This is a genomic window from Kitasatospora sp. NPDC087315, assembly GCF_044744345.1.
Taxonomy (GTDB): Bacteria; Actinomycetota; Actinomycetes; order Streptomycetales; family Streptomycetaceae; genus Kitasatospora.
This window is the reverse complement of record NZ_JBIUYD010000003.1, coordinates 194,118-210,495: the sequence shown is the minus strand read 5'-3', so window position 1 is coordinate 210,495 and position 16,378 is coordinate 194,118. Positions and strand designations below refer to the sequence as shown.

General features: G+C 73.0%; 18 protein-coding genes. 4 read left to right on the top strand and 14 right to left on the bottom strand.

The genetic code is table 11. The features are described 5' to 3' along the window. Positions 1–210: 210 nt before the first annotated feature. Entirely contained in the window at positions 211–777 is a 567-nt protein-coding gene (locus tag ACIO5D_RS05990; RefSeq protein ID WP_400653071.1) for a hypothetical protein, read from the top strand. A 67-nt stretch (positions 778–844) separates the two neighbouring features. On the opposite strand, the gene ACIO5D_RS05985 is transcribed toward ACIO5D_RS05990, so the two are convergent. From ACIO5D_RS05985 to ACIO5D_RS05970, 4 genes are all read right to left on the bottom strand, one after another. Beyond that, on the bottom strand, positions 845–1,972 hold the full coding sequence (locus tag ACIO5D_RS05985) for a GuaB3 family IMP dehydrogenase-related protein (RefSeq protein WP_363605544.1): 1,128 nt from the start codon (positions 1,970–1,972) through the stop codon (positions 845–847). 209 nt (positions 1,973–2,181) lie between these two features. Beyond that, positions 2,182–3,684 (bottom strand): IMP dehydrogenase, encoded by a 1,503-nt coding sequence (gene guaB, locus ACIO5D_RS05980; RefSeq protein WP_363605543.1) that lies wholly within the window; start codon positions 3,682–3,684, stop codon positions 2,182–2,184. Positions 3,685–3,935: 251 nt separating this feature from the next. Then, on the bottom strand, positions 3,936–4,640 hold the full coding sequence (locus ACIO5D_RS05975; protein ID WP_363605541.1) for a sigma-70 family RNA polymerase sigma factor: 705 nt from the start codon (positions 4,638–4,640) through the stop codon (positions 3,936–3,938). Between the two features lie 338 nt (positions 4,641–4,978). Further along, positions 4,979–5,590 (bottom strand): response regulator transcription factor, encoded by a 612-nt coding sequence (locus ACIO5D_RS05970; protein WP_014136228.1) that lies wholly within the window; start codon positions 5,588–5,590, stop codon positions 4,979–4,981. Between the two features lie 559 nt (positions 5,591–6,149). Here ACIO5D_RS05970 and ACIO5D_RS05965 point away from each other — a divergent pair. Further along, positions 6,150–6,476, top strand: a complete 327-nt coding sequence (locus ACIO5D_RS05965) for a WhiB family transcriptional regulator (RefSeq protein ID WP_363605540.1) — start codon at positions 6,150–6,152, stop codon at positions 6,474–6,476. A 77-nt stretch (positions 6,477–6,553) separates the two neighbouring features. Here ACIO5D_RS05965 and ACIO5D_RS05960 read toward each other — a convergent pair whose 3' ends face one another. The 3 genes from ACIO5D_RS05960 to groES form a co-directional block, all read right to left on the bottom strand. Beyond that, positions 6,554–7,561, bottom strand: a complete 1,008-nt coding sequence (locus ACIO5D_RS05960; protein ID WP_400756151.1) for a LysR family transcriptional regulator — start codon at positions 7,559–7,561, stop codon at positions 6,554–6,556. A gap of 141 nt (positions 7,562–7,702) precedes the next feature. Next, the gene (groL, locus tag ACIO5D_RS05955; RefSeq protein ID WP_363605537.1) at positions 7,703–9,334 is read right to left on the bottom strand and encodes a chaperonin GroEL; all 1,632 of its coding nucleotides are present in this window, start codon (positions 9,332–9,334) and stop codon (positions 7,703–7,705) included. Between the two features lie 134 nt (positions 9,335–9,468). Next, entirely contained in the window at positions 9,469–9,774 is a 306-nt protein-coding gene (groES, locus tag ACIO5D_RS05950) for a co-chaperone GroES (RefSeq protein WP_014136232.1), read from the bottom strand. A 279-nt stretch (positions 9,775–10,053) separates the two neighbouring features. Between groES and ACIO5D_RS05945 the strand changes: the two genes are divergently transcribed. Further along, positions 10,054–11,271, top strand: coding sequence for a methyltransferase domain-containing protein (locus ACIO5D_RS05945; RefSeq protein ID WP_400794023.1), 1,218 nt, complete (start codon positions 10,054–10,056; stop codon positions 11,269–11,271). Here ACIO5D_RS05945 and ACIO5D_RS05940 read toward each other — a convergent pair. The 5 genes from ACIO5D_RS05940 to tsaB form a co-directional block, all read right to left on the bottom strand. Then, positions 11,253–12,167 carry a polysaccharide deacetylase family protein gene (locus tag ACIO5D_RS05940; RefSeq protein ID WP_400756154.1) on the bottom strand — a complete coding sequence of 305 codons (915 nt, stop codon included), beginning with the start codon at positions 12,165–12,167 and terminating at the stop codon, positions 11,253–11,255. The two genes, ACIO5D_RS05945 and ACIO5D_RS05940, sit on opposite strands and share 19 nt — an antisense overlap. A gap of 75 nt (positions 12,168–12,242) precedes the next feature. Beyond that, positions 12,243–12,509 (bottom strand): hypothetical protein, encoded by a 267-nt coding sequence (locus ACIO5D_RS05935; protein WP_400653061.1) that lies wholly within the window; start codon positions 12,507–12,509, stop codon positions 12,243–12,245. Beyond that, a complete protein-coding gene (gene tsaD, locus ACIO5D_RS05930; RefSeq protein ID WP_363605533.1) occupies positions 12,506–13,609 on the bottom strand; it encodes a tRNA (adenosine(37)-N6)-threonylcarbamoyltransferase complex transferase subunit TsaD in 1,104 nt (367 codons plus the stop codon). The genes ACIO5D_RS05935 and tsaD overlap by 4 nt, the downstream gene beginning before the upstream one ends. Then, positions 13,602–14,087, bottom strand: coding sequence for a ribosomal protein S18-alanine N-acetyltransferase (rimI, locus tag ACIO5D_RS05925; RefSeq protein ID WP_363605795.1), 486 nt, complete (start codon positions 14,085–14,087; stop codon positions 13,602–13,604). Before rimI ends, tsaD begins: the two co-directional genes overlap by 8 nt. 23 nt (positions 14,088–14,110) lie before the next feature. After that, positions 14,111–14,767 carry a tRNA (adenosine(37)-N6)-threonylcarbamoyltransferase complex dimerization subunit type 1 TsaB gene (gene tsaB / locus ACIO5D_RS05920; protein WP_400756155.1) on the bottom strand — a complete coding sequence of 219 codons (657 nt, stop codon included), beginning with the start codon at positions 14,765–14,767 and terminating at the stop codon, positions 14,111–14,113. 172 nt (positions 14,768–14,939) lie between these two features. On the opposite strand from tsaB, the gene ACIO5D_RS05915 reads away from it, so the two are divergent. Next, entirely contained in the window at positions 14,940–15,512 is a 573-nt protein-coding gene (locus ACIO5D_RS05915) for a hypothetical protein (protein WP_400756307.1), read from the top strand. A gap of 10 nt (positions 15,513–15,522) precedes the next feature. Here the strand turns inward: ACIO5D_RS05915 and ACIO5D_RS05910 are convergent, their stop codons facing one another. Further along, positions 15,523–15,726, bottom strand: coding sequence for a hypothetical protein (locus ACIO5D_RS05910; RefSeq protein ID WP_363605531.1), 204 nt, complete (start codon positions 15,724–15,726; stop codon positions 15,523–15,525). Positions 15,727–15,838: 112 nt separating this feature from the next. Further along, entirely contained in the window at positions 15,839–16,336 is a 498-nt protein-coding gene (tsaE, locus tag ACIO5D_RS05905; RefSeq protein WP_363605529.1) for a tRNA (adenosine(37)-N6)-threonylcarbamoyltransferase complex ATPase subunit type 1 TsaE, read from the bottom strand. Positions 16,337–16,378 lie beyond the last annotated feature (42 nt).

The window sequence follows — 16,378 nt, the reverse complement described above, 5'->3', positions numbered from 1 at the left end:
GCGCGTCGGCCCGGCGTCGGGCCCGAACGCCAAGCCTCCATCATCCCCTGTCCCGAGGGCCCTCGACCACCCGGCCCCCGGCCACACCTCCGGCGAACCGGACGACGGTCGCGCTCCGTGCCCGATCTGTGATCGAAACCCCTGTCCGGCCGGGCCCGGGCGCTGCTAGCGTTCGGCAGCTCACAGTCTTTCCGGGGGGATTCGACGCCCATGACCGCACCCACACCGGGCGCTGACGGCCAGTCGGGACGGCCACGAACGGCTCAGCACTACTCGGTCGCGCCCGAACCGGACACCCCCGAGGGCTATGTCGCCCCCGGTATGCCCGGCGCCCCGGTGGCCGGTTACGAACCCGCGCCCGCGCCCGCCGCCGACGGCCGGCACCACCGCACCGGCCTGGCCGCCGCGACCGCCGCCGCCGCGATGCTGCTCGGCGCCCTGGCGTACGGCAGCGCGCCGGCCCGGGTGCAGGACACCATCGGCTGGCTGGCGATCGCCCCGGCCGCCGCCGTCGCCTGGCCGCTCGGCCGGCTGGGCGGCCACAGCCGGGTCCTGCCGCTGCTCGGCGCGGCGCTCGCGGCCGGCGCGCTCTTCCTCGGCCAGCTGCTGGGCCAGACCCGGCGTCTGCACGAGCTGGCGGGCACCCCGTACGGCGAGCTGCTCGGCGACGCGCTGACGCTCTGGCGCGAGGACCGCCGGCTGCTGGACGTCGCCTTCTACGGCATCGCCCTGATCGGCGGCTTCATCCTGACCCGCCGCACGGCCTCCCGGGACTGACCCGGAGCGACGAGGCCCCCACCGGACAGTGTCCGGTGGGGGCCTCGTCAACCGTGCGTGACCGGGCTCAGCGGTGGTTGAGCGCCGGGTTGACGGTCACCTCGACCCGCTGGAACTCCTTGAGCTCCGAGTAGCCGGTGGTGGCCATGGCACGGCGCAGCGCGCCGAACAGGTTCATGGTGCCGTCGGGGGTGTGCGACGGGCCGGTGAGGATCTCCTCGGTGGTGCCGACGGTGCCGAGGTCCACCCGCTTGCCGCGCGGCAGCTCCTCGTGGACGGCCTCCATGCCCCAGTGGAAGCCACGGCCGGGGGCGTCGGTGGCCCGGGCCAGCGCCGCGCCGATCATCACCGCGTCGGCGCCGCAGGCGATGGCCTTGGCCAGGTCGCCGCTGTAGCCGACGCCGCCGTCCGCGATCACGTGGACGTAGCGGCCGCCGGACTCGTCCATGTAGTCGCGACGGGCGGCGGCCACGTCGGCGACGGCGGTGGCCATCGGCACCTGGATGCCGAGCACGCCGCGGGTGGTGTGGGCGGCGCCGCCGCCGAAGCCGACCAGCACGCCGGCCGCGCCGGTGCGCATCAGGTGCAGCGCGGCGGTGTAGGTGGCACAGCCGCCGACGATGACCGGGACGTCCAGCTCGTAGATGAACTGCTTGAGGTTGAGCGGCTCGGCGGCGCCGGAGACGTGCTCGGCGGAGACGGTGGTGCCGCGGATGACGAAGACGTCGACACCGGCGTCGACGACGGCCTTGGAGAACTCTGCGGTGCGCTGCGGGGAGAGCGCGGCGGCGGTGACCACGCCGGAGTCGCGCACCTCCTGGATCCGCTGCTTGATCAGCTCGGCGCGGATCGGCGCGGCGTAGATCTCCTGCAGGCGGCGGGTGGCGGCGGCCTCGTCGTCGAGCCGGGCGATCTCGTCGAGCAGCGGCTGTGGGTCCTCGTAGCGGGTCCACAAGCCTTCGAGGTTGAGCACACCGAGACCGCCGAGGCGGCCGATGGTGATGGCCTGCTGCGGGGAGACCACGCTGTCCATCGGGGCGGCCAGGAACGGCAGCTCGAAGCGGTAGGCGTCGATCTGCCAGGCGATCGAGACCTCCTTCGGGTCCCGCGTACGACGGCTGGGGACGACGGCGATGTCGTCGAAGGAATACGCCCGGCGGCCGCGCTTGCCTCGCCCGATCTCGATCTCAGTCACTTCGAGCCCTTCTGGTTTGTTGCTCGTACCCGCCGGGTCACCCCGGCCGTCCCCAGTATCCCGCACGCGCTGTTACTCGCGCGCTCGCCTCCGGGGCGCCCCTTCGGCTCGGCACGCTCCTTCGGCTCGGCGAGGGGCGCGCCCCTCCCGGCGCAGGAGCCGGACACGCCTGAGGGGCCCGCGGTGGCGGGCCCCTCGGGCGGACGGTGTCAGCGCGTGGTGTAGTTCGGCGCCTCGACGGTCATCTGGATGTCGTGCGGGTGGCTCTCCTTGAGGCCCGCCGAGGTGATCCGGACGAACCGGCCCTTGCTCTCCATCTCGGCGATGGTGGCGGCGCCGACGTAGCCCATGGTCTGGCGCAGACCGCCGACCAGCTGGTGCAGCACGGCGGACAGCGGACCGCGGTAGGGCACCTGGCCCTCGATGCCCTCGGGGACGAGCTTGTCGTCCGAGGCCACCTCGGCCTGGAAGTAACGGTCCTTGGAGTACGAGCGGCCCTGGCCGCGGGACTGCATGGCGCCCAGCGAGCCCATGCCGCGGTAGGACTTGAACTGCTTGCCGTTGATGAACTGCAGCTCGCCCGGGGACTCCTCGCAGCCGGCCAGCAGCGAGCCCAGCATCACGGTGTCGGCGCCGGCGGCGAGCGCCTTGCCGATGTCGCCGGAGTACTGCAGGCCGCCGTCGCCGATCACCGGCACGCCGGCCGCCTGGCAGGCGAGCGCGGCCTCGTAGATCGCGGTGACCTGCGGGACGCCGATGCCGGCGACCACCCGGGTGGTGCAGATGGAGCCGGGGCCGACGCCGACCTTGACGCCGTCCACGCCGGCGTCGATCAGCGCCTGGGCGCCGTCACGGGTGGCGACGTTGCCGCCGACCACGTCGACCTTGACGGCCGACTTGATCTTGGCGATCCAGGCCAGCGCGTTGTGGCTGTGCCCGTGCGAGGTGTCCACGACCAGGAAGTCCACCCCGGCCTCGACCAGGGCCTGGGCCCGGTCGAACGCCTCGGCGCTGGCGCCGACGGCGGCACCGACCAGCAGCCGGCCCTCGGCGTCCTTGGCGGCGTTCGGGTACTTCTCGGCCTTGACGAAGTCCTTGACGGTGATCAGGCCCTTGATCCGGCCCTCGTCGTCGACCAGCGGGAGCTTCTCGATCTTGTGGCGGCGGAGCAGCCCGATCGCGTCCTCGCCGGAGATGCCGACCCTGCCGGTGATCAGCGGCATCGGGGTCATGATCTCGCGGACCTGGCGGCTGCGGTCCGACTCGAAGGCCATGTCACGGTTGGTGACGATGCCGAGCAGCTTGCCCGCCTCGTCCGCGATCGGCACACCGCTGATCCGGAACTTCGCACAGAGCGCGTCGGCCTCGGCCAGGGTGGTCTCCGGGCCGACCGTGATCGGGTCGGTCACCATGCCGGACTCGGAGCGCTTCACCAGGTCGACCTGGTTGGCCTGGTCCTCGACGGAGAGATTGCGGTGCAGGACGCCGACGCCGCCCTGGCGGGCCATCGCGATCGCCATCCGCGACTCGGTGACCTTGTCCATCGCCGCGGAGAGCAGCGGGATGTTGACGCGCACGTTCCGGGAGACTCGCGAGGAGGTGTCGACCTGGTTCGGCAGCACCTCGGAGGCCCCGGGCAGCAGCAGGACGTCGTCGTACGTGAGCCCGAGCATCGCGAACTTCTCGGGTACGCCTGCGGCGTTGTAAGACATTTCGGGGTACCTTCCGTGGCCGGCCTATTCCGCTCGCGCCCTGAGGGTGGGGGCGCTGTCATCGCTCACTCGCTCAGGCCGCCGAAACGCTCGGTGCCTTGGAGGAACCTCCAGGGGAACCCCGCCCGCACCCACGAAACTTTGGCGACCCGCCCAGGCGCCGATACCCCATCGTACTGGCACCGCGAATGTGTCCTCGTGTGCCCTTGACAACACCGGCCGCCCATGAGCCATTCCGCCCCGGGCCAGGATCAGGAGGACTCCTCCGCGAGCGCCCGCAGCCGGCTGAGCGCCCGGTGCTGCGCGACCCGGACGGCGCCGGGTGACATCCCGAGCACCTCGCCGGTCTCCTCCGCCGACAGCCCGGCGGCCACCCGCAACAGCACCAGCTCGCGCTGACGGGCCGGCAGGTTGGAGAGCAGTTCCTTGGCCCAGGCCGCGTCGCTGCTCAGCAGCGCCCGCTCCTCCGGGCCGAGCGCCTCGTCCGGCACCTCGGGCAGGTCGTCCTGCGGGACCACCGTCGAGCCGGGCCCGCGCATCGCGGCCCGCTGCAGATCGGCGATCTTGTGCGCGGCGATGCCGTAGACGAAGGCCTCGAAGGGCCGCCCCTGGTCCCGGTAGCGCGGCAGCGCGCAGAGCACCGCCACGCAGACCTCCTGGGCGACGTCGTCCACATGGTGCCGGGCACCACCCGGCAGCCGGACCAGCCGGCCCCGGCAGTACCGCAGCGCCAGCGGGTGGACATAGGCGAGCAGCGCGTCGATCGCCGGGCCCTCGCCGCGTACGGCGGCCGCGACCAGCTCGCCGACCAGCGGCGAACTCCCGCCGCCGAGCACCGGCGGACGGCCGGGGCCTGCCTCGCCGGGATCCGCGTACGACGCGTCGTGGCCCGCGCCGGAGGGCTCGGCCTCCACCGGGTCCGCCTCGCCGGGAGTACCGGCCACGTCGTCACGCATCGGTCCATGGTGCCTGGTCGAGCGGGAAAACGCGGCACCGCGTCCGGAGTTGTGCACCGGAACGTTATGCGGTGCGGCATCGTACGCCACACCGTCGCGCACCACCGGCCCCTCCTGCACCGTGCCGCCTCCCGCCCCGCCGCCGTCGGTGGTCCTGTCCGTCGCGCTGTCCGCCGAGTGTCCTGCGGCCGTGTGGTTCGCCGCAGTGCCTGTCCGCTGGTCCCCGAGGTGCTCCACTCCTCCATGGTGCAACCTCGGGACCGTAACGTCACACGCCTGTGCGGGGCCTGTCCTGGGAATCGCGAGCAGCGCGCCGCGACCGGCGGGGCCGCCGGTGGTCAGCGGACCAGGCCCCAGCGGAAGCCCAGCGCCACCGCGTGCGCACGGTCCGAGGCACCGAGCTTCTTGAACAGCCGCCGGGCGTGGGTCTTGACGGTGTCCTCGGAGAGGAAGAGCTCGCGGCCGATCTCGGCGTTGCTGCGACCGTGGCTCATACCCTCCAGCACCTGGATCTCACGCGCCGTCAACGTGGGCGCCGCGCCCATGTCGGGGCTGCGCAGCCGGCGCGGGGCGAGCCGCCAGGTCGGGTCGGCGAGGGCCTGGGTGACGGTGGCCCGCAGCTCGGCGCGCGAGGCGTCCTTGTGCAGGTACCCGCGGGCGCCCGCGGCCACCGCGAGGGCGACGCCGTCGAGGTCCTCGGCGACGGTGAGCATGATGATCCGCGCGCCCGGGTCGGCGGACAGCAGCCGGCGGACCGTCTCGACCCCGCCGAGGCCGGGCATCCGGACGTCCATCAGAACGAGATCGGAGCGGTCGGCCACCCAGCGGCGGAGGACCTCCTCCCCGTTCGTCGCGGTGGTGACCCGGTCGACACCGGGTACGGTCGCGACCGCGCGGCGAAGCGCCTCGCGGGCAAGCGGGGAATCGTCGCAAACGAGAACGGAAGTCATGACCGTCGTCCTCCGCAGCTGATCCGCGTCACGTTGAGCCTCCTGGCTGGTACGAATCTCTCCGACACGGCCGGTCGACGACGGACTCCGGGCCGATCGCCGCTACTCCCCGCGATCGTTCCCGACATCCGGCGCCCGCTTGCCGCCTCCGCACTTCCAACGACCGTCACTCGAATGAGTTACGGCTTTCAGAGCCATCTCCACCACTGTACGTGGCCAACCCATTACCGATCAGCCGCATCGCGGTGCACACGCCGCACTTTTGTGCCGCTCGCGCGCGGTCGGCGTACGACCCGCACACGGGTACGGAGTCGCGCGCGCCCGCGGGCCACCCGATTGCCACGTCCGCGCCCGCCGGAGCCCATGCCCTCTTTGCCCTTTTTTATAGCTTTTCTACGGTCATTGACTGTTGTGCCACTCTGTGGGTGACTTGTCCATGGAGTTGCCTTAAGTCATATTTCCAGGTGTCCACACCAGCGCATCGAAGCCTCGCCGCGCCGCACAGCAACACCCCGCTGGGGCCGGCCGGCGGCCGACGAGCCTCTGAAGGGAATGAGCCATGGCAGATTTCTCCCGCCTCCCCGGCCCCAACGCGGACCTCTGGGACTGGCAGCTCTCCGCGGCCTGCCGCGGCGTGGACAGCTCGCTCTTCTTCCACCCCGAGGGCGAGCGCGGGGCCGCGCGCAGTTCGCGCGAGGCCAGCGCCAAGGAGGTCTGCATGCGCTGCCCGGTGCGCACCGAGTGCGCCGCGCACGCGCTGGCGGTCCGCGAGCCGTACGGCGTCTGGGGAGGTCTGACCGAGGACGAGCGCGAGGAGATGATGGGCCGCTCGCGGCACCGTCTGGTAGAGGTACCGCTGGTCGCGCCGACGGGGGTACAGCACTAATCGCAAACCCGCGCCACGCCGTGGAGAAACGTTTCTTCGCGGCGCTTCAGGCCGCTCTGGCGCCGTACGACCCCGGGTCAGCGTCCGCCGGCCGCGCCCGCCAGCCGCTCCAGCATCAGCGCCACGGCCGGCACCTCCGCGAGGTCCGGCAGGGTCAGGGCGACCACCTGCCGCACCGCCGGCGCCCCCGAGGCGGTCCGCACCGGCACCGTGGACACGCCGTCAGGGCGCACCGACTCCAGCGCCAGCCCCGGCAGCACCGCCACCCCGAGCCCGGCCGCCACCAGGCCGACCACCGCCGGGTAGTCGTCGGTCGCGAAGTCGATCCGGGGCTCGAAGCCCGCCCCCGCGCACAGCTCCACCAGATGCCCCCGGCACTGCGGGCAGCCCGCGATCCACTGCTCCGCCGCCAGCTCCGCCAGCTCCACCGGCCCGCCGCCGCGCCCCGCCAGCGGGTGCGCGGCGGGCAGCACGCCGACCATCGGGTCGTCCAGCAGCGGGGTGACCACCAGGTCGGACCAGTCGGTGACGGCGGTGAGCTGCTGCGCCTCCAGGTTCGCCTCCGCCCGCGCCTCGCGCGGCACGCCGTGCGCGGGCGGCGCCGGCAGGGCCGGGGCGGCCCCGGCCGTCTGCGGGTAGCGGAAGGCCAGCGCGATCTCGCACTCCCCGCCGCGCAGCATCGCCAGCGACTCCGGCGGTTCCGCCTCGACCAGCGACACGCGCACCCCCGGATGGCCGTCCCGCAGCCGGGCGACGGCCGGCGGCACCAGGGTGGAGCTCGCGGTCGGGAAGGAGACCAGCCGCACCCGGCCGGCCCGCAGCCCGGCGATCGCCGCGACCTCCTCCTCGGCGGCCGAGAGCCCGGCCAGGATCCCGGTGGCATGCTTGAGCAGCACCCGCCCGGCCTCGCTGAGCTGCATGCCCCGCCCGGACCGGACCACCAGCGGGGTGTCGACGGACTTCTCCAGGGCCTTCATCTGCTGGCTGATGGCAGGCTGCGTACAGCCCAGCTCGCGAGCGGCCGCGGAGAAGGAGCCGGTGCGGGCGACGGCACGCAGAACGCGCAGATGGCGGGCCTCGATCATGACTCAGTTATAAGGCAAACTTTGCTATAAGCAAAATTCATCTGATAGTTGAATCCCGAAGCAGACCACCGGCCCATACGCCGCAGGCCCGGCCCGCGTCCCCGAGGGGAGCGGACCGGGCCTGCGGTCACTGATCAGACGTCAGTGGGAGTGGCCGTGGCCACCGTGCGAGTGACCGTGACCGGCCTCCTCGTCCTCCTTCTTCTCCACCACGAGGGTCTCGGTGGTGAGCAGCAGGGAGGCGATCGAGGCGGCGTTCTCCAGCGCGGAGCGGGTGACCTTGACCGGGTCGATGACGCCGGCCTTCACCAGGTCGCCGTACTCGCCGGTGGCGGCGTTGTAGCCCTGGCCCGCCTCCAGCTCGGCGACCTTGGAGGTGATGACGTAACCCTCCAGGCCGGCGTTCTGGGCGATCCAGCGCAGCGGCTCGGCCAGCGCCTTGCGGACGACCGCGACACCGGTCGCCTCGTCGCCCGACAGGCCCAGGCCGTCCTCCAGCACCTTGGCGGCGTGCACCAGGGAGGCACCACCGCCGGCGACGATGCCCTCCTCGACCGCGGCACGGGTCGCCGAGATGGCGTCCTCCAGGCGGTGCTTGCGCTCCTTCAGCTCCACCTCGGTGGCGGCGCCGACCTTGATGACGCAGACGCCGCCGGCCAGCTTGGCCAGGCGCTCCTGCAGCTTCTCGCGGTCCCAGTCGGAGTCGGTGTTCGCGATCTCGCCCTTGATCTGGGCGACGCGGCCGGCCACGGCCTCGGTGTCACCGGCGCCGTCGACGACGGTGGTCTCGTCCTTGGTGATGGTCACGCGGCGGGCGGTGCCCAGCACGTCCACACCGGCCTGGTCGAGCTTGAGGCCGACCTCCTCGGAGATGACGGTGGCACCGGTCAGGGTGGCCAGGTCGCCGAGGATCGCCTTGCGGCGGTCGCCGAAGCCCGGGGCCTTGACGGCGACCGCGTTGAAGGTGCCGCGGATCTTGTTCACCACGAGGGTCGACAGCGCCTCGCCGTCGACGTCCTCGGCGATGATCAGCAGCGGCTTCGAGGAACCGCCCTGGAGGATCTTCTCCAGCAGCGGCAGCAGCTCCTGGATGGAGGAGATCTTGCCCTGGTTGATCAGGATGTACGGGTCCTCCAGGACCGCCTCCTGCCGCTCCGCGTCGGTGACGAAGTACGGCGACAGGTAGCCCTTGTCGAACTGCATGCCCTCGGTGAAGTCCAGCTCCACGCCGAAGGTGTTCGACTCCTCGACGGTGATGACACCGTCCTTGCCGACCTTGTCGATCGCCTCGGCGATCAGCTCGCCGACCTGGGTGTCCTGCGCGGAGAGGGACGCGACGGCGGCGACGTCGTCCTTGCCCTCGATCTCGCGGGCGATGGAGAGCAGGTGTTCGGAGACGGCGGCGACGGCCTTGTCGATGCCCTTCTTCAGGGCGGCCGGGCCGGCACCGGCGGCGACGTTGCGCAGACCCTCGTTGACCAGGGCCTGGGCCAGCACGGTGGCGGTGGTGGTGCCGTCACCCGCGACGTCGTTGGTCTTGGTGGCGACCTCCTTGACGAGCTGCGCGCCAAGGTTCTCGTACGGGTCGTCCAGCTCGACCTCACGGGCGATGGTGACACCGTCGTTGGTGATGGTCGGGGCGCCGAACTTCTTGTCGATGACGACGTTGCGGCCCTTGGGGCCGATGGTCACCTTGACGGTGTCGGCCAGCTTGTTCACACCGCGCTCCAGCGAGCGGCGGGCGTCCTCGTCGAACTGCAGGATCTTCGCCATGTTCCCTATTCCCTCGGGGCTGCGGCCGGCCCACCGACCGCTGAAACTACGTGAACCAACAACCACGCCCCGGGCCCCTGTCACTGGGACACGGATCCGGGGCGGGCTGGAACGTCTTGCTTCCCGACGTCGCGTTACTTCTCGATGATGGCGAGAACGTCGCGAGCCGAGAGGACGAGGTACTCCTCGCCCTGGTACTTCACCTCGGTGCCGCCGTACTTCGAGTACAGGACGATGTCGCCGACGGCGACATCGAGCGGCAGACGCTGGCCGTCCTCGAAGCGGCCCGGGCCGACGGCCAGGACGACGCCCTCCTGGGGCTTCTCCTTGGCCGTGTCCGGGATGACCAGGCCGGAGGCCGTGGTGGTCTCGGCGTCGAGCGGCTGGACCACAATGCGGTCCTCGAGCGGCTTGATGGCAACCTTGCTGCTGGTGGTCACGTCCGAGCTCCCCTTCGGAGATTACGGGGTTTTCTAACGGGTAGGGGCGAACCTGCGAGCCTGCCGTCGCGGGGGTCAGACACGCTTCATCGCGTTAGCACTCACCAGGTGGAGAGTGCCAAGGACGACCATAGGGTGCGGTTAGCACTCAGTCAACCAGAGTGCCAACGGCGCGCCCTCGTGTTGCGCGTGGCGCGGTGGGCCCACGGCGCACCGGGGCCTGCGGGCAGGCGGCCGACGACGCGTCGCGCCGGGCCCGGGACCGGGGAGAATGACCGGGTGGACACCGAGAACCTGCAGCCCCTGCTGACCCCCGAGGGGCAGTCCCTGCTCGCCGAACTGCGTGAGTTCGCGCCCGAGGAGGAGCTGGCCCTGGCCACCCGGCTGCGGCGGGAGCACCCGGCGGAGCTGGTGTCGGCGGCGTTCGGGCAGGCCCGGCTGCGGCAGCGGGCCCGGGCGAAGTTCGGCCCGGACGCCGACCTGATGTACTTCACGCCCAACGGGGTCGAGCAGTCCACCCGGCGCAGCGTCGCCGAGTGGCGGGCGCGGCGCTTCGCCGGGCTGGGCGTGCGCCGGCTGGCCGACCTCTGCTGCGGCATCGGCGGGGACGTCCTGGCGCTGGCCCGGGCCGGGATCGAGGTGCTCGCCGTCGACCGGGACCCGGCGGCCTGTGCCGCCACCGCCGCGAACGCGGCCGCGCTGGGCCTGTCCGACCTGGTGGAGGTGCGCTGCGCGGACGTCGCCGACATCGATGTCACCGGCTACGACGCGGTCTTCACCGACCCGGCCCGCCGGACGTCACGCGGCCGGGTGTTCGACCCGGAGGCGTACGCCCCGCCGCTCTCCTGGGCGATCGAGGCCGGCCGCCGCACCCCGGTCGGCGCGCTGAAGGTCGCGCCGGGCATCCCGCACGAGGCCGTCCCGGCCGACGCCGAGGCCGAGTGGGTCTCCGACCACGGGGACGTCAAGGAGGCGGTGCTCTGGTTCGGCACCGGGGCCGGGCACCCGCACCGCGCCACCCTGCTGCCGCACGGCACCACGCTGACCGGCGGCGACCTGCCCGACCCGCCCGCCGGACCGGTCGGCCGCTACCTGTACGAGCCGGACGGCGCGGTGATCCGCGCCCACCTGGTCGCCGAGGTGGCCGGCCAGGTGGGCGGCCGGCTGATCGACCCGAAGATCGCCTACCTCACCTCGGACCGCCTGGTCGCCACCCCGTACGCGCACGCGTACAAGCTCACCGACGTGCTGCCGTTCCACATCAAGAAGCTGAAGGCGCTGCTGCGCGAACGGGCCGTCGGCACGGTGGTGATCAAGAAGCGCGGGATGGCGATCACCCCCGAGGAGCTGCGCCGGCAGCTGAAGCCGTCCGGGCCGAACAGCGTCACGGTGATCCTCAGCCGCACCGACCGGGGCCCGCTGATGATGCTGGGCCGGCCGGTGACGGCCGGGACGGCGGCGGATCAGGTGGCGGCGGATCAGGCCGGGGGCGCCTGAATGTAGTCCTCGAGCCGGGCCACCGCGAAGCCCTGCTCCTGGATGCGGGCCAGCATCTCGCCGAACATCTGCGTCATCGTCTCGCCCTTGAGGTCCTTCGGGCCCCGGAAGTGGGCGAGGACGATGTCGCCGGGCTTCAGCTTCTTGTCCGCCGCCTGGTACTGCATGTCGTGGATCTGCATCGACTCGCGCCAGAGCACGATGGCCCGCGGTCCGCACTGCTGCACCGAGCCGTTCAGCGCCGGGGTGTTGGCGCCGTCCCCGTAGGGCGGGCGGAACAGCAGCGGCGCGGTGCCGTACTGCTGGGTGAGCGCGGACTGGGCGTCGCAGATCTCGGACTTCTGCTTCTCCGGCGGGACCTTGCTCATCTGCGCGTGGTCCACGGTGTGGTTGTGGATGTGGTTGCCGAGCGCCTGGAGCGGCTTGAAGTAGCCGTAGTTGTCCTTGACGATGTCCCGGGTCAGGAACATCGAGACCGGCACTTTGAGGTCGGTCAGCATCTCGACGAACTTCGGGTCCTTCTCGGCGCCGTCGTCGATGGTGATGAAGACGACCTTGTCGGCCGTCTTCACATCGCTGAACACCGGTACGGTGCCGGTCCGTTCGAGCTTGATCGGCTTGTCGGCGGGCGCGGCCGGGGCGGGCGCCAGCGGCTTGAGGTTCCACTTCGCCCAGGCCGCCGGGTCCCCGGCGGCCGGTGGTGCGGCGGGCGTGGTGGCCGCGGCGGCCGCCGGGGTCTGCGCGCCGCCGCCCGAGGGGTGGGCCGCGGTGGACGGTGTGCCGCCGGCCGCCGCCGGCGTACCGCCACCGCTGCTGCCGCACCCGGTGGCGGCGGCCAGCAGCGCCAGCGCCCCCACCGCGTACGTCTTCGTCCTGCTCCGCCCGTACTTCTTCACCGCGCCGCGCTCCCCGGATCCGTCCAGCCGTCTCGCCCTAGAGCACGGTAGCGGCCGGCGCGGCGGTTCCCGTCCTCATGGCTCGACGTGCTCGCTGGTGAAGGACCAGCGGTGCACCGGGCGGCCGAGCAGGCCGGCCGGCGGCTCGGCGAGCGGAACGGGCTCGCCGGTCCACCAGGTGATCAGCAGCACCCGCTCGCCCGGGGCGCTGAACAGCTCGGTGCGGACCAGACCGGCCGCGCCGCGCAGGGCGGGCAGGGCGACGGCGTGCACCCAGGCGGTCAGCTCGGCGGCCCGCCCGTCGGCGGCCCGGGCCTCCCACATCGCGGCGGTGGTGCTCACCGGCCACCGCCGAGGGCCTGGTAGGCCTGGCCGTGGACGTCGCCGTGCCCGGACGCCACCGCCGGTACGTGCGTCTCGGTGACGGGCAGCGAGGAGTCGGCGGAGAGGTCGAAGGCGGACGGCGCGCGGTCCCGCCAGACCATCTCGGCGCCGAGCGCGGCGACCATCGCGCCGTTGTCGGTGCACAGGCCGGGGCGCGGCACCCGCAGCCGGATGCCCGCCTTGTCGCAGCGCTGCTGGGCCATCTCCCGCAGCCGCGAGTTGGCCGCCACCCCGCCGCCGATCATCAGGTGGTCGACGCCGTTGTCCCTGCACGCCTTGACGGCCTTGCGGGTCAGCACGTCGGTGACCGCCTCCTGGAAGGACGCCGCCACGTCGGCGACCGGCACCTCCTCGCCGGCCCGGCGCTTCGCCTCCACCCAGCGGGCGACGGCGGTCTTCAGGCCCGAGAAGGAGAAGTCGTACTCCGGGTCCCTGGGGCCGGTCAGGCCGCGCGGGAAGGCGATCGCCCTGCGGTCCCCCTCGCGGGCGGTGCGGTCCACCACCGGGCCGCCGGGGAAGCCCAGGCCGAGCACCCGGGCGACCTTGTCGAAGGCCTCTCCGGCCGCGTCGTCGATGGTCGCGCCGAGCGGGCGGACGTCGCTGGTGATGTCCTCGCTGAGGAGCAGCGAGGAGTGCCCCCCGGAGACCAGGAGGGCCATCGTGGGCGACGGCAGCCGGCCGTGCTCCAGCTGGTCCACGCAGATGTGCGAGGCGAGGTGGTTGACCCCGTACAGCGGCTTGTCCAGCGCCCAGGCGTAGGCCTTGGCGGCGCTGACGCCGACCAGCAGCGCGCCCGCGAGGCCCGGGCCGGCGGTGACGGCGATCCCGTCCAGGTCGCCCGCCCTGACCCCGGCGGTGTCCAGGGCGCGCTGGATGGTCGGGACCATCGCCTCCAGGTGCGCGCGGCTGGCGATCTCGGGGACGACGCCGCCGAACCGGGCGTGGTCGTTGACGCTGGAGGCGACCGCGTCGGCGAGCAGCGTGGTGCCGCGCACGATGCCGACGCCGGTCTCGTCGCAGGAGGTCTCGATACCGAGGACGAGCGGTTCGTCAGCCATGGCGGGTGTCCTTCACGTCTTTCTGAGGCGCGTCCGTTTGCGGGTCGTCGAGGCGCATCACCAGCGCGTCGACGTTGGCGGGCTGGTAGTAGCCGCGCCGGATGCCGACCGGCTCGAAGCCGAAGCGCTCGTACAGCCGCTGGGCGCGCGGGTTGTCCACCCGCACCTCCAGCAGCAGTTCGGCGCAGCCCCGCCGGGCGGCCTCCTGAATCAGGTCGGTGAGCAGTGCCGCGCCGAGGCCGGCGCCCTGGTGGCGCTCGTCGACGGCGATGGTCTGCACGTCGCCCTCGCCGGCCACCGCCATCAGTCCGGCGTAGCCGACGACGGCGCCGTCGCGGGTGGTGGCGACGGTGTAGTGGCGGGTGCCGCCGGGGTGGGTCTCGGCCAGCTCGGACCAGTACATCCCGGTGGACCAGGCGTCCTCGGGAAAGAGCCGCAGCTCCAGTTCCATCACCGGCGCGATGTCCCACCAGCGCATCCGGCGCAGGGTGGTGTCGCCGTTCACGCCGGGAGCACCGCCTTGTAGCCGGCGGGCACCTGGGCGTCCGGGCGGCGCAGGTAGAGCGGGACGTTGGGGAGCAGCTCGCGCCCGGCGGCCAGCTCGGCGGCGGCGAAGGCGGCGAGCGCGCCGGCCGAGACGTGCTCGGGGCCGTGCGCGCCGGGGAAGGCGTCCGGGTAGAGCAGCGCGCCGGCGCCGACGGCCCGCGGCCGCGGGGTCAGCTCGGCCGGGCGGTCCACGGCGGGCCCCTCGGTCCGGTGGCCCTCGGCGTCGTACGAGGCCCAGTAGACCTCCTTGCGGCGCGCGTCGGTGGCCACCGTGAACGGCTGCCCGGCCAGGCCCTCGGCCCGGGCCTGGTGGGCGATCGCGTCCAGGGTGCAGACGCCGTGCACGGGCAGGCCGAGCGCGTGGCCGAGCGCGGCGGCGGTCACCAGGCCGACTCGCAGGCCGGTGTACGGGCCCGGGCCGACGCCGACCGCGATGCCGGTGAGCCGGTGCTTGTCGACGCCGGCCGCCCGCAGCACCCGGTCGATGGCGGGCAGGAGCAGTTCGCCGTGGCGCCTGGCGTCGACCTGGTCGGTCTCGGCGAGGACGGCCGTGCCGTCGTGGACGGCGGCGGTGACGGCGGGGGTGGCGGTGTCGAACGCGAGCAGCAGCACGGGGTCAAGGTTAGACCGGTCGGCGGCGGTCGGGACGGCCGGACCTGCTCCGCCCGATCGACAGCGCGTTCCGTTTCGGAACACACGTCCGGCACGATGCGGGCTCGCCGGGTGAACCTGGCACGATGGGGCGGACGGTTTTGGACGGCGGTAGGAGCGGCACGTGGCGAAGATGGGTCCTGGAGTGGTGGTCACCGGGCTGACCCTGGGGGCCCTGGCGGTGGTGAGCCTGCTGGCCTTCCAGGCCAACGGTGCGCAGGACCGCGCCGGCGGCGTCCGCCCGAGCGCGAGCACGGCCTCGGTGTCGAACGATCCGGCCGCCCCGGCCACCCCGTCGGCCCCGGCCACCCCGACCGTCCCCACGCTGCCGACGACTTCCGGCAGCGGGCTGCGGGTCGTCTACTCGGCCGGCAGCCACTACGTCTGGCTGGTCGACCCCAAGAAGACCCCCCAGGTGGTGGCCTCCTTCGCGGTCACGCCGGGCTCGGTGGAGCCGACTCCCGGCAGCTACCCCGTCTACAGCAGGACCCCGACCACCACGGGCACGGACGGGCGGCAGATCGAGCACGTGGTGCGCTTCGCCCAGCAGAACGGCGTCGTGTTCGGCTTCAGCGCGGCCGTGGACGGCGCCACGCCGACCACCGACCCGCAGGCCAAGACCGGCGGTATCCGCAGCAGCCGCGAGGACGGCCAGCTGCTCTGGGACTTCGCGCCGCGCGGCACCAAGGTGGTCGTGATCGCCTGAGGCGGCTCGCTCAGGCGGCGCGCGGAGCCTCGGCGGGCACGGCCTCGACCGGCGCCGCCTTCCCGCGCTCGGGCACCGGCGGGGTGGACACCGCCTCCGCGGCCGCGCACGCGGCCAGCAGCGCGCGCATCGGCTCCCCCTGAGCGCGGCGGGCGGACTCTCCGGCTCCGGTGCCGCGCGGCGCGCGCTCCGGGGCGGGGGTGGTGCTCGACATGGCGCCTCCCTAGTTAGGCAGACCTAACCGCAGCACCCATCCCATCACGCCCGGCGCCCCGCCCGCAACACTTTCCCGACAGCCTGTCGGGAAGACGCCCCGAAGACACGCCCTAGGCCAGCGCGGCCAGCGCCACCCCGTCCCAGCGCGGGCCGATCCCGGTCAGCACCACCCGGCGCGGGTCCAGGTCGTCCTCGGCCCCGGCGCCGCCGAGGGCGCGCTCGATCCGTACCTCCAGCCGGTCCTCGGACAGCCGCTCGACCTTGCCCTCGCCCCACTCGACCACCACCACCGACTCCGGCAGCGAGACGTCCAGGTCGAGGTCCTCCATCTCGTCCAGGTCCCCGCCGAGGCGGTACGCGTCGACGTGCACCAGTGCCGGACCGCCGACCAGCGACGGGTGCACCCGGGCGATCACGAAGGTGGGCGACGTGACCGCCCCGCGCACCTGGAGCCCCTCCCCCAGCCCTCTGGTCAGCGTGGTCTTCCCCGCCCCCAGTTCGCCGGAGAGCAGCACCAGGTCCCCCGGCCGCAGCAGCGCGGCCAGTTCCCGGCCGAGCCGGCCCATCCGCTCGGGAGTGGGAACGGTGAGAGTCGCGTCCGAGCCCATGCGCGTGAAATGCCCTTCGATCCGTGCGGCGCGCCGACCGCC

What these genes read in the sequence shown, in the direction of transcription:
- ACIO5D_RS05915 (WP_400756307.1), top strand. Translation starts at nt 14,940, where the DNA reads ATGGGTCCTGGAGTGGTGGTCACCGGGCTGACCCTGGGGGCCCTGGCG.
- ACIO5D_RS05970 (WP_014136228.1), bottom strand. Translation starts at nt 5,590, where the DNA reads ATGACTTCCGTTCTCGTTTGCGACGATTCCCCGCTTGCCCGCGAGGCG.
- rimI (WP_363605795.1), bottom strand. Translation starts at nt 14,087, where the DNA reads ATGCGCTGGTGGGACATCGCGCCGGTGATGGAACTGGAGCTGCGGCTC.
- tsaD (WP_363605533.1), bottom strand. Translation starts at nt 13,609, where the DNA reads ATGGCTGACGAACCGCTCGTCCTCGGTATCGAGACCTCCTGCGACGAG.
- ACIO5D_RS05965 (WP_363605540.1), top strand. Translation starts at nt 6,150, where the DNA reads ATGGCAGATTTCTCCCGCCTCCCCGGCCCCAACGCGGACCTCTGGGAC.
- ACIO5D_RS05990 (WP_400653071.1), top strand. Translation starts at nt 211, where the DNA reads ATGACCGCACCCACACCGGGCGCTGACGGCCAGTCGGGACGGCCACGA.
- guaB (WP_363605543.1), bottom strand. Translation starts at nt 3,684, where the DNA reads ATGTCTTACAACGCCGCAGGCGTACCCGAGAAGTTCGCGATGCTCGGG.
- ACIO5D_RS05910 (WP_363605531.1), bottom strand. Translation starts at nt 15,726, where the DNA reads ATGTCGAGCACCACCCCCGCCCCGGAGCGCGCGCCGCGCGGCACCGGA.
- tsaE (WP_363605529.1), bottom strand. Translation starts at nt 16,336, where the DNA reads ATGGGCTCGGACGCGACTCTCACCGTTCCCACTCCCGAGCGGATGGGC.
- groL (WP_363605537.1), bottom strand. Translation starts at nt 9,334, where the DNA reads ATGGCGAAGATCCTGCAGTTCGACGAGGACGCCCGCCGCTCGCTGGAG.
- ACIO5D_RS05960 (WP_400756151.1), bottom strand. Translation starts at nt 7,561, where the DNA reads ATGATCGAGGCCCGCCATCTGCGCGTTCTGCGTGCCGTCGCCCGCACC.
- ACIO5D_RS05975 (WP_363605541.1), bottom strand. Translation starts at nt 4,640, where the DNA reads ATGCGTGACGACGTGGCCGGTACTCCCGGCGAGGCGGACCCGGTGGAG.